The sequence below is a fragment of the Duganella sp. CF402 genome, assembly GCF_900109645.1.
Classification (GTDB): domain Bacteria; phylum Pseudomonadota; class Gammaproteobacteria; order Burkholderiales; family Burkholderiaceae_D; genus Rugamonas.
The window spans coordinates 730482-750886 of record NZ_FOBG01000001.1 but is presented as its reverse complement, the minus strand read 5'-3'; the positions used below and the strand labels follow the sequence as shown (position 1 = coordinate 750886).

The following is a 20405-nucleotide window of genomic DNA, read 5'->3' as shown; positions in this document are numbered from 1 at the left end:
TGTTCTTCTCGCGATGGGCTGCTGCAGGCAGAGAAAATTCAGCCAAGAAAGGTCGTTTGGTACTGATTGATAGCAAAGACATTATTTTTTGTTTTCGCCCAGCTCACACCGTTAAATTGAATCCAAGCTTGGCCGTCTTGGTCAACGATATCCAGCACATCATTTTTTGCAGTCAATGCCACAAACGTTACGTAAATCGAGCCAAAATTGACGAGTCGAATTTTTCCGATAAGAAAAATTTCCTTCGATGAAATAGCTACATGAAGCTGGCCGATGGAGGTACCGTCCTTTTTCCAGATCTCGGTACATTGCAAAAGAGAAATTATGCAGATCATTAGGTGATTCATTTGCAATGCGGAAAAAGGGACTAGCTGTTCGTGTCCGAGAATCGAATTAATTTCCGTAGCTATGTCATCGACCGTAAATATCGGACGAATTTCTATTTTTCCGTCAAATGGTGGTGGGCGATCAAGAGCATTTTTTACTTCTGTCATGTAGTCAAAGATCAGCCCTCTATCCTTCTCTCTATGTGCGAGGAAATCGGCAAACTCACGTAAAGCCCCCCCAACTTTTGCGTAACGCCGAAGTAGCATAAGTAAAATAAATACATCATCCTCAGAAAAATCGCTCAAATGTACTTGGTTGACGATTCGACTAAGTTGCCAAAGCTCCTTACTGTCCATCTTTCGCCCTTTCCTTCGATAATATACCTTTGCGTAACGCCTTCTTTTCGTAGTTGGGGTCGATTTCAGATATGGGACGCAGCTTCAAATCAAATGGCTTGAACTTGCCTTCAAATTGAGCTTCGCCAGGTACTCGCGCCATATCACGCCAATAGCTCGGCTCAAGTTTTTCATCATTCGATCGCGGCCTGATCACGCACCTTGCAATTACTTCTTTGCAGGTCTTATCAAGGAGGTTTACGCTCTTGAATTTGGTTGCGCACGCAGATAGGAGATGGAACATAGCCGAAAGAGCCGCCGTCACCTCATCAAGATTAGGCTGATCACCTCGATGAATAAACTCATTACGTGCCTTTCGAGCTTCATTTAAGTAACGGTACGTTTCAACTCTCAAAATCCCCTTTTGAAATAAAAGCTCGATCCGTGCAGAGGTGGTCCAAACCCTGTAATCCTTCAAAAAGCTACTACGATTTGGAATCGAGTCGCCGTGAGCTTTAGCTTCCACCTCATCCCGCCAAATCTTACTGACCAACTGCTCAACGCACGTCCACAAACAGGTCAGCGCCTCTGCAAGCGCACCCGCGACGTAATGGGTGGTACCCGCAAGTGCCACCTCGTGACTTATTGGCTCGCTCTTAGAAAGGATGTTTCTCCCACGTTTGATTGCCCTTTCGAGAGCCGAGAGAGTAATAGGCTTCCGATCTAGAAGCACGATATTATCGCTGATGCTTGCCGTCTTATCTCTGAGCGCAAAGTGTAATGCTGAATTTCTGTTCCGACCACCATGCAGCCGGGTATATCCCGTATTAAACAACCAGCCGGAACATATATCAGACGGAGCCGCTCCTTCTGTATAGATGCCGCCAAGGAGCATCTCGAGGAAAACGCGATTGAATATCTTGAGCGCCTTTCCTGGTTCTGCGAACTCAGGAAGCGCGGGCATTGCCAAGCTCCCATCAAAACCTACCAACATCATGTACGGGGCAACATTTCCATCAATGAACCCACTAGCCCTATTGAGTTTCAGATAATCGTACGTTCGGCGATTTATGTCTTCTAGCGTTGGCCGCCATGCGTCACGACCATCTTTTCCTATTAGCTTCAGCGGCGCACTTACTGCCATAATCAAGGGTACTCCCTCGGGATTTGAAGATTTGTTCATGGGGCCTATTGCCGATCTAGAAGGTGTCGATCTAAAAGAATATAGGGGCAAACATCAAGCCACTTGTGCGCTCACCTAGTCGTTTCGTTTTCAAAGGATGCAATTATTGTGGATCGTATAAGCATTGGTTTGGAGTGGTCTGCTATTGGCCGAATATGGCCGGATTGCGTCATGCATAGCCCATAATGCTCTTAATTCTTGGGATAAGGAAGGCTGCAATCAGCAGTGCAACGGGAAGTCCGACCAGAAGCAGTGCTCGTCCCGGTCCCATGTCAAATGAGACCTTGGCGATGCCAGCAACGACAGCCCCCCCAAAACGTCGAGGCGCCAATGACTAGAGAGGCCATGCCAATCCACTGACAGATCAATTCAAAAATTTCGTACGGCTTCATTGGTTATTCGGTTGATTATTCGCTTTCTGGCGGCGGAATGGCTGCTACTGTCCGGTTGCAGCGACTGCGTTACCGTGCATCTTTATTCTTGCTCTGTTTGGCGGGATGCTGGGCCAGATAGTCCGCGACGAATTTCAGAACCTTTTCCCTGTATTCTTCCTGACCAGGACGTACTTTGGACGTTTTCTGGAGCAACGCGCGCTGTGCTAGATCCATCCGATGGGTATATCCATGATTTAATATCCATAGTGCGCGATCATAATAGCCGACCGACGCCGCCTTTATGAAGGCTGAAAGTTCAGATGCGCCGCTGGTGAAATTGATGTCTGCGCCGTGCGCCAATAGAATTTCAGCGCAATCATAATGCTGCGCGTCCAAGGTATGCATCAGTGCACTAACTTCATTGTGTTCGGTGCCTGGTGCGCCACCATGCTCGAGAAGCAAGCGAAGAATCTTTGATTCTCCTGCGGAAGCGGCCAAAAAGACGGGAGGAGCTAATCCAATGGTGCCATTGGGTTGTTCTTGGTAAAAATTGGGGTTCGCCCCTAACTTGAGCAGCAACGAGACAGCCTCTGGATCCCGTTTTACAATGGCCCAGATCAGTGGCGTCATTCCGCGCTGGCCAGAGCTGTTGATATCTGCTCCCGAACCAATTTCCTGCTTCACTCCCATTTCGTTATGTCGCATTGCCAGATTGACCAGACTAACAACCTTCTTGTCGTCGAATACTTCATTGGCTGATTTTCCAAACAAACTATCTCCTGGCAATACGGAGCACGAAGAGATCATGAAACAAATCGCTAAGAGTAGATGGGTAATTTGGGTATGCGACATAAATTCAATAGATTCGTAAGTGGTCTGCTTCTGGCCGATCGCTGCCGCTTACTTTTTCGGACGGGAAAAGTAAGCTATCGGTAATGCGACAATGAAGAAGCTAACTAGCGCCACGGTTGCAACCCTGTACCAGTCGACATGAGACATGCCGTTCATTAGAGCCTGATAAATTGCAGTTCCAACACCGGCACCGAGAGGAACGTTCACAAGAAATTTTTTGTTCATATTGACGAGCTTGTTAGTTGTTGATCGTGTTGATCGATAAGCTGTTGACTTTCAGCATAGCATGTTTATTTGTTGGCAAAGTTCACGAATTTTCACTATGGCAACTGCCCTCAATACACTGTCATCCGGCAGACGTTATAATCGCGGCATGCGTATTTTCTTCCAGCATCGACGCTTGGCCAGCTTGCTCGTCTTCATGGCGATCTTGTTCAATGCCTGCGCGCCAGCGATCGGGCAAGCGGTGACCACACTGGTCGCCGATCCGCTGGCACTGGAAGTGTGCCGCGCCGCACCCGGCCGCGACGGCCAAGAGGCGCCGGCCAAGCTGCCGCCCCATCTCGCCAAGCATTGCGTTGTCTGCGCGTTCCACGCAGGCAGCGAGGCCCCGCCGCCATCGGCCGGCCTGCTAGCGGTACTGGAAGGCCACGACGATTACCCATTGGCACACCGCGCCGCGCCGGTGCCGGCAGGCTTCCGCCCGGCTGCCCAGCCGCGCGGACCACCCGCAGCCTGAGACGAAACCTCGCATCGCTCCGCCGTGCTGCCACCCAGCGCGGCCTTCGCATCATTCGTTTGACAGGATTCTCTATGCAACGCCGTACCTTCATATCGTCGTTGGTGGCGCTACCGCTGGTGGCTGGTTCCGCCCGCGCCGCCGGCTTCACCGCCATCGACATCACCGGCGCCAACCTCGGCCCGGACTACCAGCTGTCCTACAGCGACGGCAAGCCAGCCTCGCTGCGCGACTTCAAGGGCAAGTATGTGATGCTGTTCTTCGGCTTCACCCAATGCCCGGACGTGTGCCCGACCACGCTGGCGCGCGCCACCGAAATCAAGCGCCTGCTGGGCGCCGATGGCGACAAGCTGCAAGTGGTGTTCGTCACCGTCGATCCCGAGCGCGACACCGGGCCGCTGCTGGCCGAGTATATGCGCGCTTTCGATCCGAGCTTTGTCGCGGTGCGCGGCAATCTTGAGCAGACCGCCAAGGCCGCCAAGGACTTCAAGATTTTCTACCGCAAGGTGCCAAGCGGCAGCTCCTACACGATGGACCACACCGCCCTCACCTATGTGTTCGACGCCAACGGCAAGATCCGCCTGGCGGTCAAGCACGAACAAACTGCCCAGCAGGTCGCTGCCGATGTGCGCCTGCTGATGCATCCGAAAAAAGAAACCGGCTTCCTGAAAGGACTATTCCAATGAAAAAACTACTCTCCCTGCTGCTGATGGCAGCCCTGCCCGCGCTGGCGCAGGTGACGGTCGGCGAACCGTGGGTACGCGCCACCGTAGCCGCGCAAAAAGCCACCGGCGCCTTCATGACGTTGACCTCGGTCCAGCCGGTGAAACTGGTGGGCGTCAGCTCCCCGGCGGCCGGCGTGGTCGAAATGCATGAGATGAAAATGGAAAACGACATGATGCGCATGCGCCAGATGCCAGCGGTGGATCTGCCGGCCGGCCAGCCGGTCAAGCTGGCGCCCGGCGGCTATCACCTGATGCTGTTGGAACTGAAGCAGCCGCTGAAGGAAGGCGACAAAATCCCGCTGACGCTGGAATTTGAAGACGCCAAAAAGGTACGCAGCAAAGTGGTGGTCGACGCGCCAGTCAAGCCGCTCAACGCAGCCCACTAAACGTCACCGTCAGCATGTGCCGGACGATATCGTCGTTCGCCATCTTGCTGAACTTTTGCAAATACTCCACCGCAGGATCGCAGGTACGGGCGTAGTAGCTGAACAGGATGGCGTCGGAAGGCAGCGCCTTGTTCAGCAGCCCGTCCTTCTGCCCCTGCTTGACCAGCGCTTCCAGCTGGCGATTCAACTTCACCACGCGCAGCATGTACTTCACGTTGCGCATCAACATATCCCGCACATGCGGACTGGTCGACGGCAGGAATGGCAAGCCGCCATCCAGCCGTACCCGCAGCGCCCACTCCAGCAACGCCGACAGCTTGTCCACCGGACCCAGTGCAGGATCGAGTCCGGCTACCTGCTCGATCGCGCCATCCAGCAGCCGGATCATCGCCTCGCCCACCAGGTCTTCCTTGGACTTGAAGTGCTTGTAAAGGCTCGGCTTGGAGATGCCGACCGCCCCTGCCACGTCATCCATCGTCATCAAGTCATAGCCCTTGCTGCCCAGCACGGACGTGGTCGCATCCAGGATGGCGTTTTCGCGCAGCTTGAAGGCCTGGTCTTTGAAGCTGAATTTGGAAAGAATACTCATTGGTAAATTTTCGCTACTAATCAGTAGCGTTTCTGGTTTATTGGTAGTAATATTACCACGTCGGTATAAAAACGCCACCATAACTATGACTACAGCACGCAAACGTATCGCCGTGATCGGCGCCGGTATCTCCGGCCTGGCCACGGCTTACTTCCTCAACCGCCGCCACGACGTGGTGTTGTTCGAGGCGGGCAGCTATCTCGGCGGCCACGCCAACACCGTGGACATCGAACTGGAAGGCCAGTGCTGCGCGGTCGATACCGGCTTTTTGGTCTACAACGAAAAAACCTATCCCAACCTGATTGCCCTGTTCGACGAGCTGGGCGTGGCCAGCATTGCCAGCGATATGTCGTTCGGCGTGTCCATGAACGACGGCGCGCTGGAATGGGCCGGCACCAGTCTCGATACTGTGTTCGCCCAGCGCCGCCGGCTGGCTTCGCCCGCCTTCCTCGGCATGCTGCGCGATATCCTGCATTTCAACCGCCATGCCGAGGATTTTCTCGCTGAGTGCGAATCGGACCGCGTCACGTTGGAACAGCTGCTGGCACGCCACCGCTACGGCAGCATGTTCCGCGACGCTTACCTGCTGCCGATGGCCGCCGCTATCTGGTCCAGCTCACCGCAAGATATCCTGCGCTTTCCGGCCGCGACCTTCCTGCGCTTCTGCCTGAATCACGCGCTGTTGCAGGTCAATGACCGGCCGCAGTGGCGCACGGTGCGCGGCGGTTCGCGCAACTACGTACAAGCCATCGCCGCCACCCTGCCCGATTGCCGGCTCACTACGCCGGTGCACGAGGTGCGCCGCAGCGGCGGGCAGGTGCAGGTCCGCCACGGTGCGCTGATGCAGGTGGAAGCGTTTGATGCGGTGGTCTTTGCTACCCACGCGCCAGCTACGCTGTCGCTGATGGCCGACGCCAGCGAGCGTGAACGCGCCATCCTTGGTGCGGTGCGCTACCAGCCCAACACCGCATGGCTGCACACCGATGCAGGCCTGATGCCGCAGTTGCGCAAGGTGTGGTCGGCATGGAATTACCTGTCGTCGCGGCAGCGCGACGGCAGCCAGCCGGTGTGCGTCAGCTATTGGCTGAACCAGTTGCAAAGCCTGCCGTTCAAGCAGCCGGTGGTGGTCACCCTGAATCCGCCTGCGCCGCCGGCGGCCGACAAGGTGCTGGCGCGCTTCGAATACGACCACCCGATCATGGACCAGCCGGCCATCGACGCGCAGCGCGCGCTGCCGCAGATCCAGGGCGGTGGTGGCATCTGGTACGCCGGCGCCTGGACCGGCTATGGTTTCCACGAGGACGGCCTGAAGTCGGCGCTGCGCGTCGCCGCCGCCTTCGACGCCGCTCCGGCCTGGGCCACGCTGCCATGAGCCAATCCGCGCCAGCGCAGCTGATCCACGCGCGTGTCATGCATGCGCGCCTGCGGCCGGTGCTGCATCGCTTTGTCTATCCGGTGTTTTATGTGCGCCTGAACCTGGCACGGCTGGACGAATGCCAGTCGCGCTGGTTCGGCGTTGACCGTCGCCGCCCACTGTCGCTGCGTACCCGCGACTACGGCCCGCACGACGGCTCCGACCTGCAACAATGGATGCGCGCTTTGCTGGCCACGCACGGCATCGCCGCCGATGGGGAGATCTGGCTGCAAACCTTCCCGCGCGTGTTCGGCTACGCTTTCAACCCGGTCAGCTTCTGGCACTGCCATGATGCGCAGGGCCGCCTGCGCGCCGTGCTGGCGGAGGTCAACAACACCTTCGGCGAAACCCACCGCTACCTGCTGCAAGTAGCGGACGACGGCAGCGCCGCCTGCGTCAAGCACATGCACGTGTCGCCGTTTTGTCCGCTGACTGGTGGCTACCGTTTCCGCTTCCATGCGACCGGCGCTGCGCCACGCACCGCTCTCGATTATCACGACCACGACGGCCTGCTGATCCGCACCACGCTGTCTGGCCGTGCCGAGCCGATGCGCGACCGCGCACTGGCGCTGGCCCTGCTGCGCTATCCGCTGCTGGGCCTTGGCGTCGTATTCCGAATTCACTGGCAGGCCTTGCGCCTTTGGATCAAGGGCGTGCCCTTCTTTCGCAAGCCGCCGCGTTCCGCCAACCACACCACCATCCACGAGGAGCCGCTCCGATGAACCACACGCTGTCGTCCGCCACACAGACCGCGCCCGCCGCCGCCCGGCTGTTCCTGACCCTGCTGGGCCGTCTCAACCACGGCCACCTCGAACTGATCACGCCCGACCACACGCGCATGGTGTTTGGCGATGCCCACGCCGGCCCCGCCGCCACGCTGGAAGTGCACGACTGGCGCGCCTGCGCCAGCATTTTGCGCGCCGGCGATATCGGCCTCGGCGAAGCTTGGGGCGCAGGCTGGATCGACAGCCCGGACGTGGTGGCGCTGCTGCGGCTGGCCTTGCGCAACGAAGCGGCGCTGGAGCCGGCGGTGTTCGGCGGCGTGCTGGCGCGTTGCTGGTATCGGCTGCGGCACTGGCTGCGTCCCAACACACGCAACGGCAGCCGCCGTAACATCCACAGCCACTACGATATCGGCAATGACTTCTACCGCTTGTGGCTGGACCGCAGCTGGACCTACTCGGCAGCGATCTTCGATGGCGACTACAGCCAGCCGCTGGAGCTGGCCCAGCAGCGCAAATACCAGCGCGTGATTAACTCTCTGGGGCTGTGCGCGGGCGACCGCGTGCTGGAAATCGGCTGCGGCTGGGGCGGTTTTGCCGAGCATGCGGCGCGCCAGGGCATCCACGTGCACGGCCTGACCATTTCGCCATCGCAGCTGGCGATCGCGCAGCAGCGCATTGCGGCGGCCGGACTGGGCGAGCTGGCACAACTCGAACTGCGCGACTATCGCGATATCGATGGCGTGTATGACGCTGTGGTGTCGATTGAAATGTTCGAGGCAGTTGGCGAACGTTTCTGGCCGCAGTATTTCGACACCGTGCAAGCGCGCCTCAAACCAGGCGGCAAGGCGCTGGTGCAGTCGATCACCATCGACGAGCGTCACTTCCCGCGCTACCGCAGCAGCACCGACTTCATCCAGCAGTACATCTTCCCCGGCGGGATGCTGCCGAGCGTCAAGCGCTTTGAACGCAGCGCCGCGCGCGCCGGCCTGTTCTGTGATGATGCCTACGCATTCGGCCGCGACTACGCCGAGACCCTGCGGCGCTGGCGCAGCGCTTACCATGCCGCGCACGCGCAGGTGGTGGCGCAGGGCTTCGACGAGCACTTCATGCGCATCTGGGACTTGTACTTCGCGTACTGCGAAGCCGCTTTTGACGAGGGCCGTACCGATGTCGTCCAATTCCTCCTGCACAAAGCCTGAGCGCCGCCGCTGGCTGGTCGCGCTGACGCTGGCGGCCCTCGTGGCCAGCGCGACCAACGCTGCCGCTGCTGCTGGCGCTAGCGCCGCCTCCGCCGACTGGCGCGCGCAGCTGCCGCAAGCGCAGGTGCTTGGCGGCGGCGACCTGACGTGGTTCGGCCTGCGCATCTACCGCGCCACCCTGTGGTCGGCCACTCGGCCGTTCGACGCCGCGCAGCCATTCGCGCTGCAACTACACTACTACCGCAGCATCAGCCGTGAACGGCTGGTGAACACCAGCATTGATGAAATCCGCCGCCTCAGCCCCACGCCGCTGCCCGCCGCGACACTGACACGCTGGGAAGCGCTGCTGAACACCGCCTTCGTCGATGTGCGCGACGGCGATGAACTGACCGGCGTCTACCTGCCCGGCAAAGGCATGCAACTGTACGACCGCCAGCGCCTGCTGGCCGAACTGAACGACGAGGCATTGGCCCGCGCCTTCTTCGACATCTGGCTCAACCCGGACAGCCGCGATCAACGGCTGCGCCAACGTCTGATGGGCGCCGCGCCATGAGCAACGCCGCTTACGGCCTGCTGGGCGCGCCACTGGCGATGGCGGCGCTGCCGCTGTTCGTGCAACTGCCTGCCTACTACGCCACCCATCTCGGCGTCGCGCTGGCGCCGCTCGGTGGCGTGCTATTTGCCGCGCGCCTGATCGACATGCTGCAAGACCCGCTGCTCGGCCACCTGCTCGATCGCGCCGAGGGTCGCCAGCGCCGCTGGATGATGGTCGGCGCGCTGGTACTGGCGCTGGCGTTTGCCGCCCTGTGGCTGCCGCCGCCGGCCGTCTCGCCGGGCGCGTGGCTGGCGCTGATGCTGGTGCTGGCCTACGGCGCGCACAGCCTGGTCAACATCGCCTACCTGTCCTGGGGCGCACGCCTGCAAGCCGCGCTGGCCCCGGTCGCGTGGCGCGAAGGCCTGGGACTGGCGGGCATGCTGGCGGCCAGCCTGATACCGGCCGCTATCCTCGCCGCCGACAGCGCGCAAGTGCGCCCAAGCCTGGCCGCCTACAGCACCGGCTACGCGCTACTGCTGGCAGCGGCGATGCTGGCACTGCTGCGTCACGCACCGCCGCCGTCCGGAGCCAAGCGCAGTGGCGGCGACGGCTGGCGCGACACCGTGCGCGAGTTGGCGGGCAACCGCGCGCTGCGTGCTTTGCTACTGCCTTACTTTATCAATGCGCTATCGGTCGCCATCCCGGCCACGCTGGCGCTGTTCTACATTCAAGACCAGCTAGGCGCGCCGCATATGGCCGGCGTTTTCCTCGCCTGCTATTTTGGCGCGGCGGCCTGCGGCCTGCCCGCATGGACAGCGCTGGCCCGCAAGATAGGCCCGCTGCGCTGCTGGCGACTCGGCATGCTGCTATCCGTGCTGGGCTTTTGCGGCGCAGCGCTGCTCGGCCCAGGCGACCTGCTGCCATATGCCGCCGTCTGCATCGCCGCCGGCGCAGCACTGGGGGCCGACCTCGCGCTGCCGCCGGTGCTGCTCGCGGAATCGTTGGGCGAGCGCCTCGGTCCCGGCGCGGGCTTCGGCCTGTTCACCCTGCTGGGCAAACTGGCCTTGGCGCTGGCCGGCCTGTCACTGCCCTTGCTCGCGTGGCTCGGCTACCAACCCGGCGCAGGCGGCGGAGCCAGTTTGATACTGGCCTACGCAGTACTGCCCTGCTTACTCAAACTGCTGGCGATGGCAACCCTGAGGAATCCAACATGAAGCTACGACACCTGCTCCTACTCCCCGTCCTGCTGGCCGGTTGCGCCGGTCCCGACGTACAGCAATACAAATCGGTGACACCGGCGCTCGATCTGGCCGAGTACTTCACCGGCACCACCGACGCCTGGGGCATGTTCCAGCGCCGCAATGGCGAAGTGGTCAAGCGCTTCCACGTCGAGATCACCGGCACGCGCGAACAAAACAAGCTGACGCTCGACGAACGTTTCCGCTATGACGACGGCAGCAAGCAACAGCGCGTGTGGCGCCTGACGCTCGGCAACGACGGCCTGTGGCGCGGCACAGCGGCCGACGTCAAGGGCGAGGCCCAAGGCGAGGTCGCAGGCAACGCGCTGCGCTGGCAATACACCTTGCTGCTGCCGGTCGACGGCACCACCTACGAAATGCAGTTCGACGACTGGATGTTCCTGATCGACCGCTGCACCATGATGAACCGCGCCAGCATGCGCAAGTTCGGCATCGAACTTGGCCAGGTGACGCTGACCTTCCGGAGGCGCGCATGCGAACCCTGAACCTCCCCCTGCGCGACTGGGCCGGAATGCGCGTGTGGGTGATCGGCGCCTCCAGCGGCATCGGCGCGGCACTGGCGCAGGAAGCCTTGCAGGCTGGCGCCCGCGTGGCGCTGTCGGCCCGCCGCGCCGAGCGTTTGCAGGCGGTGGCAGGCGGCCATCCTCAAGCACTGGTAGCGCCGTTCGACATTCTTGAAGTCGACGCCTGGCGCGAACGTCACGCGCAGATTTGCCAGGCGTTCGGCGCCATCGACCTGATTGTGTTCTGCGCCGCCACCTACCGCCCCGAACGCAGCTGGGAAGTCGATCCGGCCAGCGCCGCGCGCACCTTGCAAACCAATCTCGGTAGCGTCTACACCGGCCTCTCCACCGTGCTGCCAGCGATGCTGGAACGCGGCAGCGGCGGCATCGCCATCGTCGCCAGCGTGGCCGGCTATCTGGGCCTGCCCAACGCCAGCGTGTACGGCCCCACCAAGGCGGCACTGATCAACCTGGCCGAACTGCTGTACGTCGACCTGCGCCCGCGCGGCCTGAGCGTCTACCTGATCAACCCCGGCTTCGTGCAAACGCCGCTGACGGCCAAGAACGACTTCGCCATGCCGGCCCTGCAAACGCCGCAAGCGGCCGCGCGCGCGATTCGCCGTGGCCTCGCGTCCGGGCGATTCGAGATACACTTCCCGCGCCGCTTCACGCTCGCACTTAAACTACTGCGCTGGCTGCCCTATTGCCTGCGATTCCCGCTGATTTCACGACTGGTACACCCATGACCAAGCTAGACGCCCTGCTCGACTGGTACGCCACCATGACGCCGGACACCATCGCCCGCGCCGGCCAGCTGTACGCCGCCGACGCCCACTTCCGCGATCCGTTCAACGACGTGCGCGGCGTGGCGAAGATTGAAACCATCATGCGCCACATGTTCGCCAATACGGAGCATCCACACTTCATCATCGGCGAACGCTTCGTGCAAGGCCAGCAGGCGTTTGCCACCTGGACCTTTGTCTGCACGCTGCGCGGCCGCGTCTACGAAATCGCCGGCGCATCGCACTTCCGCTTCAACGAAGAGGGGCTGGTGACGCTGCACCGCGATTACTGGGACGCGGCGGAAGAGCTGCTGCAAAAACTGCCGGTGGTCGGCGCGCCGATCCGCTGGCTGCGCCGCAAACTGTCGGCAACAGCATGACCACGCTGCGCCTGATTCTCGGCGACCAGCTGAACTGCGAACATAGCTGGTTCCAGCAAGTACGCGATGACGTCATCTACGTGTTGATGGAAGTGCGCCAGGAAACCGACTACGTGCTGCACCACGCGCAGAAGATCATCGCCATCTTCGCCGCCATGCGCGCCTTCTCAGCGCGCTTGCATGCGGATGGTCACAAGGTCCATTACATTGCGATCGACGATGCCGACAACCTGCAGTCCCTGCCCGACAATCTCAACGCGCTGATCGCCACCTACCGCGCCACCGCACTGGCATGGCAGGCGCCCGATGAATGGCGGCTCGACCAACAGCTGCACGACTACGCGCGCACTCTGTCGATCTACACCGAGATAGCCGACACCGAGCATTTCTACAGCGCGCGCGACGAGGCGGCCACATTCTTCGGCCAGCGCAGCCGTTGGGTGATGGAGCACTTCTATCGTCACATGCGCTTGCGCCACGGCGTGATGGTCAGCCAGACCGGCGCACCGGCCGGCGGCCAATGGAACTTCGACCACGACAACCGTGAAGCCTGGCGCGGCACGCCGTGGGAACCCGGCGATTCGCGACCAGGCCACGATCACGGCGCGCTATGGGCCACCATCGAGGCGGCCGGCGTGCGCAGCTTCGGCCAGCCGCAGGCGGACAACTTCCGCTGGCCACTGAACCGCGAGGAAGCGCTGCAGCAGCTGGAAGCCTTCGTCGAACACGCGCTACCGCACTTCGGACGCTTCCAGGACGCGATGAGCTACAAGGCCTGGCGTCTGTTCCACTCGCTGCTGTCGTTTGCGATGAATGTGAAGCTGCTGTCGCCGCACACCGTGGTCGCGCGCGTTGAGCAAGCGTGGCGCGACGGCCAGGCACCGATCGCGGCGGCGGAAGGCTACATCCGCCAAATCCTCGGCTGGCGTGAATACGTGCGCGGCGTCTACTGGCATCGCATGCCTGGCTACGACCAGCTGAATGCGTTCGGCCATGAGACGCCGCTGCCGTGGTGGTTCTGGAATGGCGAGACGCGCATGCGCTGCCTGGCCAGCGCCATCGGCCAGTCGCTGGAACACGCGCACAGCCACCACATCAACCGGCTGATGGTGATCGGGAACTTCGCCTTGCTGGCCGGCCTCTCGCCGCAGCAGCTGCACCAGTGGTATCTCGGAATTTACATCGATGCCTTCGAGTGGGTGGAACTGCCCAACACGCTGGGCATGAGCCAGTACGCCGATGGCGGCCTGCTGGCCACCAAGCCCTATATCTCCAGCGCGGCCTACATCGACCGCATGAGCGATTACTGCAAGGGCTGCCACTACGACAAGAAGCAGCGCGTGGGCGAACGCGCCTGCCCGTACAACGCGCTGTACTGGGACTTCCTGGACCGCAACCGGGAACGCCTGGAAGGCAATCACCGCATGGCGATGATGTACAAGCAGCTGCAGCGCATCAGCGAGGAAGACCTCGCCGCCATCCGTGAACGGTCGGCGCAGCTGCGCGCCGATCTCAACGCAACATAGTGATCGCCCACCAGCCGCCAGCGCCGATCAGCAGGTAGGGCCACGAACGCAGCGAGATTTTCCAGTCGGTACTCGACGGCCAACAGGCCAGGAATTGCGGCGCCACGGCAAACGCCAGCGCCACATCGATCCACTGGAAATCCAGCCCGCTGCGGGTGCGCCACCAAGCGACGACGAACGGCAGCACCGCCACCACGAACGGCGCCAGCGCCGAGGGTGCGGCGTTGTACCAGCGTACCCGCGTCAGCCGCACCGAGCCCAGCTCCCAGCCCTGCCCCACGCGGCGCGGAATCACCGTGAAAGCGGCCGGACGCGCGCCCGTCAGCATGCCGGCGACGAAATGGGCCAGTTCATGGCACAGCGTGCCTGCAACGGTAAAGAGGAAAAAGAAGGGGTGCCGCGCCGATAAAGCACGGATCAGGAGCGCCAATACCAACGACGGCGCCAGATAGATGAGGATGTCGCTATGCCGGCACAGCCAATCGGGCGCCAGCACGCTACATTCAAACAGGCTGCTCATGCGGCATCCTCGCACGGACGCCGCAGGCAGTCAATGTCGTTCCGGCGGAGATCGGAATCCATAGAACGCACGCCTGATACGCACACTCTGCTTGGATCCCGGCCTACGCCGGGATGACGCGGTACTTAGGCCAGCGCCGAGTTGAGGGTGGCGCTTGGACGCATCACCGCTGCGGTCTTGGCTGGATCCGGATAGTAGTAACCACCGATATCCTGCGGCTTGCCCTGCACGCTGTTCAGCTCCGAAACGATCTTCGACTCGTTGTCGGTCAGGCTTTTGGCCAGCGGTGCGAAGTAAGCGGCCAGTTCCGCGTCTTCGGTTTGCGCTGCCAGTGCCTGCGCCCAGTACATCGCCAGATAGAAGTGGCTGCCACGGTTGTCCAGTTCACCGGTGCGCGACGATGGCGACTTGCTGTTGTCCAGCAGTTTGCCGGTGGCGGCGTCCAGGGTCTTGGCCAGGATCTTGGCTTTGTTGTTGCCTTCCTTGATGCCCAGCTCTTCCAGCGACACGGCCAGCGCCAGGAATTCGCCCAGCGAATCCCAACGCAGGTGGTTTTCTTCCACCAGCTGTTTCACGTGCTTAGGAGCCGAACCGCCAGCGCCGGTCTCGTACATGCCGCCGCCCGCCATCAGCGGAACGATGGACAACATCTTGGCCGAGGTGCCCAGTTCCAGGATCGGGAACAGGTCGGTCAGGTAGTCGCGCAGGATGTTGCCGGTCACCGAGATGGTGTCCAGGCCGCGCGAGACGCGCTCCAGGGTGTAACGCATGGCGCGCACTTGCGACATGATCGAGATTTCCAGGCCCTTGGTGTCGTGCTCTTTCAGGTAGACCTGTACTTTCTTGATGACTTCGTTTTCGTGCGGACGGTATGGGTCCAGCCAGAACACGGCAGGCATGCCCGAGTTGCGCGCGCGGGTGACGGCCAGCTTGACCCAGTCACGGATTGGCGCGTCTTTGACCTGGCACATACGCCAGATGTCGCCCTGCTCCACGGTCTGGGTCAGCAGCACTTCGCCGGTGTCCAGATCGGTGATGTTGGCGGTGCCGCCTTCCGGTACTTCGAAGGTCTTGTCGTGCGAGCCGTATTCTTCAGCTTGCTGCGCCATCAGACCGACGTTAGGCACGGTGCCCATCGTGGTCGGATCGAAGTTGCCGTGCCATTTGCAGAAGTTGATCATCTCCTGATAGATACGGGCGAAGGTCGACTCAGGCATCACAGCCTTGACGTCGGCGGTGCGGCCATCGGCGCCCCACATTTTGCCGCCGATGCGGATCATCGCAGGCATCGATGCGTCCACGATCACGTCGTTCGGCGAGTGGAAGTTGGTGATGCCCTTGGCCGAATCCACCATCGCCAGTTTTGGACGGTGTTCCAGGCAGGCGTGCAGGTCTTTGAGGATCTCGTCTTTCTGCGATGCTGGCAGTTTTTCGATCTTCTCGTACAGGTTGACCATGCCGTTGTTGACGTTTACGCCCAGCTCTTCAAAGGTCTTGGCGTGTTTCTCGAACGCGTCCTTGTAGAAGATGCGCACGCAGTGGCCGAACACGATCGGGTGCGACACCTTCATCATGGTCGCTTTCACGTGCAGCGAGAACATCACGCCGGTTTTGTAGGCGTCGTCGATTTCCTTCTCGTAGAACTCCAGCAGCGCTTTTTTGCTCATGAACATGGAGTCGATGATCTCGCCGGCTTGCAGCGCGACCTTCGGTTTCAGCACCAGGGTCTTGCCCGAATCGGTGATCAGTTCCATCTTGACGTTGCGCGGCTTGTCCAGGGTCATGGACTTTTCGCCGTGGTAGAAGTCGCCGGCGTGCATGTGCGACACGTGAGTGCGCGATGCCTGGCTCCATTCGCCCATCGAGTGTGGGTGCTTGCGGGCGTAGTTCTTCACTGCCATTGGCGCGCGGCGGTCCGAGTTACCTTCGCGCAGCACTGGGTTCACGGCCGAGCCGATGCACTTGCTGTAGCGGGCCTTCAGGGCTTTTTCTTCGTCGGTCTTGGCATCTTCCGGGAAGTCCGGCAGCTTGTAGCCCTTGCCTTGCAGTTCGCGGATCGCCGCTTGCAGCTGGGCCACCGAGGCCGAGATGTTCGGCAGCTTGATGATGTTGGCTTCCGGCTTGAGGGTCAGCGCGCCCAATTCGGCCAGGGTGTTCGGGACTTTTTGCCCTTCAGTCAGGAATTCCGGGAACTCAGCCAACACGCGGGCCGCGACCGAGATGTCGCTCGACACCACGTCGACGCCTGCCGGTGCCGTGAACTTCTTGATGATAGGCAGCAGGGAGTAAGTCGCCAGCAGTGGCGCTTCGTCCGTCAGCGTGTAGATGATCTTAGGTTTTTGTGATGCCATGTTCGTTCCCTCGTAAGGATCTGTGGAGTAATTCGCCCGTTATTTTAAACCTTTGCCCCCCTGTTTGTGCAAACGTTGCCCTTCTCAGCCTAGGGTTTCTTGTCATCATACAACCTCAGGGCGCACCTGCATGGTGCATGTGTATAAAAATCAACAAGTTAAACGTTTACAAGCGAGATGCAAGCAGATATTAAGTTGTATGATGTCCGATATCTAGGCTATGATCGTCGGACCAAAAGTAAGGAGACCTGCATGACCTCGCACCAACCGCAAGCCAGCCGCGTCCGCTGGATGATCCTCGCCGTACTGTTCGCCGTCACCACCATCAACTACGCCGACCGCGCCACCATCGCGATCGCCGGGCCGGAGCTGAAGAAGCTACTGGGCCTGTCAGCGTCGCAAATGGGCTGGGTATTTTCGGCGTTTGCCTGGTCGTATGTGCTGGCGCAATTGCCGGGCGGTTGGCTGCTCGACCGCTTCGGTTCCAAGATCACCTACTTCTTCAGCATCTTCCTGTGGTCGCTGTTCACCATGTTTATGGGTGGCGTTGGCTTCTTCACCGGCGCGGCGGCGGTCACGGCACTGTTCGTGCTGCGGCTGCTGATCGGCGCGGCGGAATCGCCGTCCTTCCCCGGCAACTCGCGCATCGCTTCGTCGTGGTTCCCGGTGAGCGAGCGCGGTACGGCCGCCGCCATCTTCAACTCGGCGCAGTATTTTGCGACCGTGCTGTTCGCGCCCATCATGGGCTGGCTGGTGCACTCGTTCGGCTGGGAGAGCGTGTTCTTCGTGATGGGCGGACTGGGCATCATCATGGCCTTCGTCTGGCTGAAAACCGTGTACGGCCCGAAAGACCACCCGCGCGTCAATGCGGCGGAACTGGCCTACATCGAAGCCGGCGGCGCGCTGGTCGACCTGGAAAGCAAGGACAAGGCAGCGGCCACGACCAAGCTCGACACCTGGTCCTGTATCAAGCAACTGCTGGGCAACCGCATGCTGCTGGGCGTGTACATCGGCCAGTACTGCATCAACACCCTGACCTACTTCTTCCTGACCTGGTTCCCGGTGTACCTGGTGCAGGAGCGTCACATGACGATTCTGAAGGCCGGCTTCGTGGCGGCCTTGCCAGCGGTGGCAGGCTTCCTCGGCGGCGTGCTGGGCGGCGTAATTTCGGATCGCCTGATCAAGTCCGGCAAATCGCAATCGGCGGCGCGCAAAATCCCGATCGTGGGCGGCATGCTGCTGTCGACTTCGATGATCGTCTGCAATTACGTGGAGGCGGACTGGCTGGTGATTACCGTGATGTCGCTGGCCTTCTTCGGCAAAGGCATCGGCGCGCTGGGCTGGGCGGTGGTGGCGGACACCTCGCCGAAAGAAGCCGGCGGCATGAGCGGCGCGCTGTTCAACACCTTCGGCAACACGGCCGGCATCACCACGCCGATCGTGATCGGCTACATCCTGGAGAAAACCGGCTCGTTCTCGGGTGCGCTGGTGTTCGTCGGCGCCAATGCGCTGGTCACCATCCTGTGCTACCTGCTGATGGTGGGCGAAATCAAGCGCTTCGAATTCAAGACCCCGGTGATGCGCAACATCGAGCCGCTGCCCGATGCCGCCTGATTTATCTCCTCGTTGATCCCTCAACGCCCACTCTTCGGAGTGGGCTTTTTTTCTTTTTCCGCGCACTTCCCAAGCTGCAACATGCTACTCTGGAGGAGTAACTGAGTCCGGCCAAGCAGAGCGTGCAGTTTGGGAATAAGGATTAATGAATGCTGCGTACGATAACCTTCTTCACATTGACACTTGCCTCCCTTGTTGTTTGCGCCGCATCACAGGAGCAACGATCCGGGGTGTATATCCGCAGCGGAGACAGCGGAAAACTTGTTGTAAGTTTTTACGAAAAAGATAAAGGCACTTTTCATATCGACACCGTCGGTGACAACGCTCACATTTGCTCAATGTCTGGCACGATATCGGGAAGCAAAGGGCATGCCGATAAGCTTTTCGAAGACATCGACTCTGCTGAATGTGACATTTCCATTTCCGTCAGCGGTACGAAAGTCGTTGTTGGGCCCATCACCCAAGACGCATGCCGTGATTATTGTGGGATGAGGGCCGATGTTTACGGCATCTACAGCAAACCTCCGGCGATGTGCACCGATGCTGGTAAACAGCAGCATCAAGCTCGGTTTATGCGCGCGTATCGCGCCAAACATTATGCAGAAGCTACAAATATGCTCACCGCAATGATGGCGCAATGTGACGATTTCCTGTTTTGGATTGAGAAGGAAAGAATGCTGAATGACCTCGCACTCTCGCAATATCACGATGGCAACGCGACAGAATGCCTGGAAACGTTGAACCGGACGATTGCTGGCAAAGTCAGCAGCCAGGACGAGCTGGGGCTTCCCCCATCCGATCTCGATGCCTACATCGATGTTGCCAACGCGACCTGGTTCAACAAGGCTCTTTGCACCAAGAAGAGCCAGTTAAAATGAATCATGGCAACAGGGTCAGGTCCCCCATTTCTACACGCTCTCGACTTTAGATAGCAGTCATTGATAAGCTCGCGCGTAAAGAGGGGGGCTGCCCCCGATGCCGTGACCCCGATGCCGCGATTGATGATCGCCCCGCTTCAAAACGCCACTTGAGCGCTAAGGTGCTTCAGCCCCCGAGGTTTCGACGCGGCTTAATCCCGTTTGTTTGATTCTTCATGCTATACAGCGACGCCCTTGACCGAGGCCGCAACATCATCGAGCAGGGCCATCTCCGCCTCGCTGAGGACGATGGTTGAAGCATGAAGATTTTCTTCCAACCGGCTGCGGCGGCGAGTGCCCGGAATTGGTACTGCCGGCACTTCCCAGCGCCGCGCCTGATGGTAAATCCAGGCCAATGCCAGCTGCGCAACAGTGATATGGCGGCTGCGAGCCAGTTGCTCCAATTGTGTCACGAGCTGCGCATTGGCCTGCTGATTGTCTCCCTGGAAGCGGGGGAAGTTGCGTCGCGCATCGTCTGCTGCCAGGTTGGCAGTAGCATCCTTTCCCGCCAACAGTCCGCGGCCAAGCGGCGCGTATGGGACAATCGCAATATTCAACTCTCGCGCCGCCGACAGTATCGGCCCTTCAACCTGTCGGCTGAAAAGCGACCACTCAGATTGGAGGACGCTGATCGGACTGACTGCATGGGCGGCGCGCAGTTCCTCAGCCGACACCTCGCACAAACCCAACCAACGCACCTTGCCGGCAGCGACCAGATCGGCCATTGCGCCAACCGAGTCTTCGATTGGAACTTCGGGATTGCGCCGATGCATATAGTATAAGTCGATCACCTCGACGTTTAGTCGCTTCAAGGAATGCTCCACAGCCGCGCGGATATATTGGGGCCGGTTGTCGACACTCCAGTCGTCCGGGGTCTGCGGAGTACGCGTATAGCCGAATTTGGTGGCGATGACGATTTTTTCGCGGTGCGCACGCACAAATGGCGCCAGAAACTGTTCGTTGGCACCGGTGCCATACATATCGGCGGTATCGAACAAATTCACACCAAGCTCCAACGCGCGTTCCAGTGTGGCCCGCGCTTCCACGGCATCGGTGGCGCCATAAAACTCGCTCATGCCCATGCACCCCAGCCCTTGTGCGCCGATCAGCGGTCCATCTGCGCCCAGCATTACGCGCGGTAAGTCAGTCAATTTGAGAGTCATATAGTTC

21 protein-coding genes are annotated in these 20405 nt (G+C 60.3%); 14 read left to right on the top strand and 7 right to left on the bottom strand.

Annotation, left to right across the window (positions count from 1 at the left end; translation table 11 throughout):
* Positions 1–38 precede the first annotated feature (38 nt).
* From BMZ70_RS03505 to BMZ70_RS03495, 3 genes are all read right to left on the bottom strand, one after another.
* Positions 39–683, bottom strand: a complete 645-nt coding sequence (locus BMZ70_RS03505) for a hypothetical protein (RefSeq protein ID WP_092269972.1) — start codon at positions 681–683, stop codon at positions 39–41.
* Positions 673–1845 carry a hypothetical protein gene (locus tag BMZ70_RS03500; protein WP_130300922.1) on the bottom strand — a complete coding sequence of 391 codons (1173 nt, stop codon included), beginning with the start codon at positions 1843–1845 and terminating at the stop codon, positions 673–675. The genes BMZ70_RS03505 and BMZ70_RS03500 overlap by 11 nt, the downstream gene beginning before the upstream one ends.
* Before the next feature lie 461 nt (positions 1846–2306).
* Entirely contained in the window at positions 2307–2990 is a 684-nt protein-coding gene (locus tag BMZ70_RS03495) for an ankyrin repeat domain-containing protein (protein WP_165403532.1), read from the bottom strand.
* A 481-nt stretch (positions 2991–3471) separates the two neighbouring features.
* On the opposite strand from BMZ70_RS03495, the gene BMZ70_RS03490 reads away from it, so the two are divergent.
* From BMZ70_RS03490 to BMZ70_RS03480, 3 genes are all read left to right on the top strand, one after another.
* The gene (locus tag BMZ70_RS03490) at positions 3472–3810 is read left to right on the top strand and encodes a DUF2946 family protein (protein ID WP_229205276.1); all 339 of its coding nucleotides are present in this window, start codon (positions 3472–3474) and stop codon (positions 3808–3810) included.
* A gap of 74 nt (positions 3811–3884) precedes the next feature.
* The gene (locus BMZ70_RS03485; protein ID WP_092269960.1) at positions 3885–4496 is read left to right on the top strand and encodes an SCO family protein; all 612 of its coding nucleotides are present in this window, start codon (positions 3885–3887) and stop codon (positions 4494–4496) included.
* The gene (locus BMZ70_RS03480) at positions 4493–4921 is read left to right on the top strand and encodes a copper chaperone PCu(A)C (protein ID WP_092269957.1); all 429 of its coding nucleotides are present in this window, start codon (positions 4493–4495) and stop codon (positions 4919–4921) included. Before BMZ70_RS03485 ends, BMZ70_RS03480 begins: the two co-directional genes overlap by 4 nt.
* Here the strand turns inward: BMZ70_RS03480 and BMZ70_RS03475 are convergent.
* Positions 4905–5510 carry a TetR/AcrR family transcriptional regulator gene (locus BMZ70_RS03475; protein ID WP_092269954.1) on the bottom strand — a complete coding sequence of 202 codons (606 nt, stop codon included), beginning with the start codon at positions 5508–5510 and terminating at the stop codon, positions 4905–4907. The two genes, BMZ70_RS03480 and BMZ70_RS03475, sit on opposite strands and share 17 nt — an antisense overlap.
* 85 nt (positions 5511–5595) lie before the next feature.
* Here BMZ70_RS03475 and BMZ70_RS03470 point away from each other — a divergent pair, with 85 nt between their 5' ends.
* The 9 genes from BMZ70_RS03470 to BMZ70_RS03430 are packed head-to-tail and all read left to right on the top strand — an operon-like array spanning position 5596 to position 13833.
* A complete protein-coding gene (locus tag BMZ70_RS03470) occupies positions 5596–6882 on the top strand; it encodes an NAD(P)/FAD-dependent oxidoreductase (RefSeq protein ID WP_092269951.1) in 1287 nt (428 codons plus the stop codon).
* Complete coding sequence (locus tag BMZ70_RS03465; RefSeq protein ID WP_092269948.1) at positions 6879–7646, top strand: DUF1365 domain-containing protein; 768 nt, start codon at positions 6879–6881, stop codon at positions 7644–7646. The genes BMZ70_RS03470 and BMZ70_RS03465 overlap by 4 nt, the downstream gene beginning before the upstream one ends.
* Positions 7643–8848 (top strand): SAM-dependent methyltransferase, encoded by a 1206-nt coding sequence (locus tag BMZ70_RS03460; RefSeq protein ID WP_092269945.1) that lies wholly within the window; start codon positions 7643–7645, stop codon positions 8846–8848. The genes BMZ70_RS03465 and BMZ70_RS03460 overlap by 4 nt, the downstream gene beginning before the upstream one ends.
* Positions 8817–9401, top strand: coding sequence for a chalcone isomerase family protein (locus BMZ70_RS03455; protein ID WP_092269942.1), 585 nt, complete (start codon positions 8817–8819; stop codon positions 9399–9401). The genes BMZ70_RS03460 and BMZ70_RS03455 overlap by 32 nt, the downstream gene beginning before the upstream one ends.
* Entirely contained in the window at positions 9398–10597 is a 1200-nt protein-coding gene (locus BMZ70_RS03450) for an MFS transporter (RefSeq protein ID WP_092269939.1), read from the top strand. The genes BMZ70_RS03455 and BMZ70_RS03450 overlap by 4 nt, the downstream gene beginning before the upstream one ends.
* Positions 10594–11127, top strand: coding sequence for a DUF3833 domain-containing protein (locus BMZ70_RS03445; protein WP_092269936.1), 534 nt, complete (start codon positions 10594–10596; stop codon positions 11125–11127). The genes BMZ70_RS03450 and BMZ70_RS03445 overlap by 4 nt, the downstream gene beginning before the upstream one ends.
* Positions 11115–11891 carry an SDR family NAD(P)-dependent oxidoreductase gene (locus BMZ70_RS03440; RefSeq protein WP_092269933.1) on the top strand — a complete coding sequence of 259 codons (777 nt, stop codon included), beginning with the start codon at positions 11115–11117 and terminating at the stop codon, positions 11889–11891. The genes BMZ70_RS03445 and BMZ70_RS03440 overlap by 13 nt, the downstream gene beginning before the upstream one ends.
* A complete protein-coding gene (locus tag BMZ70_RS03435; RefSeq protein WP_092269930.1) occupies positions 11888–12307 on the top strand; it encodes a nuclear transport factor 2 family protein in 420 nt (139 codons plus the stop codon). Before BMZ70_RS03440 ends, BMZ70_RS03435 begins: the two co-directional genes overlap by 4 nt.
* Positions 12304–13833: a cryptochrome/photolyase family protein gene (locus BMZ70_RS03430; protein ID WP_092269927.1), complete on the top strand. Its 1530-nt coding sequence runs from the start codon at positions 12304–12306 to the stop codon at positions 13831–13833. The genes BMZ70_RS03435 and BMZ70_RS03430 overlap by 4 nt, the downstream gene beginning before the upstream one ends.
* Here the strand turns inward: BMZ70_RS03430 and BMZ70_RS03425 are convergent.
* Both BMZ70_RS03425 and BMZ70_RS03420 read right to left on the bottom strand, forming a co-directional pair.
* Positions 13820–14353 carry a hypothetical protein gene (locus tag BMZ70_RS03425; RefSeq protein ID WP_092269924.1) on the bottom strand — a complete coding sequence of 178 codons (534 nt, stop codon included), beginning with the start codon at positions 14351–14353 and terminating at the stop codon, positions 13820–13822. The two genes, BMZ70_RS03430 and BMZ70_RS03425, sit on opposite strands and share 14 nt — an antisense overlap.
* 125 nt (positions 14354–14478) lie before the next feature.
* Entirely contained in the window at positions 14479–16704 is a 2226-nt protein-coding gene (locus BMZ70_RS03420) for an NADP-dependent isocitrate dehydrogenase (RefSeq protein WP_092269921.1), read from the bottom strand.
* Between the two features lie 252 nt (positions 16705–16956).
* On the opposite strand from BMZ70_RS03420, the gene BMZ70_RS03415 reads away from it, so the two are divergent.
* Together BMZ70_RS03415 and BMZ70_RS03410 are read left to right on the top strand one after the other, a co-directional pair.
* Entirely contained in the window at positions 16957–18318 is a 1362-nt protein-coding gene (locus BMZ70_RS03415; protein WP_092269918.1) for an MFS transporter, read from the top strand.
* A 149-nt stretch (positions 18319–18467) separates the two neighbouring features.
* Positions 18468–19196, top strand: a complete 729-nt coding sequence (locus BMZ70_RS03410; RefSeq protein WP_092269915.1) for a hypothetical protein — start codon at positions 18468–18470, stop codon at positions 19194–19196.
* Between the two features lie 218 nt (positions 19197–19414).
* On the opposite strand, the gene BMZ70_RS03405 is transcribed toward BMZ70_RS03410, so the two are convergent.
* Positions 19415–20398, bottom strand: a complete 984-nt coding sequence (locus BMZ70_RS03405; RefSeq protein ID WP_092269912.1) for an aldo/keto reductase — start codon at positions 20396–20398, stop codon at positions 19415–19417.
* Positions 20399–20405 lie beyond the last annotated feature (7 nt).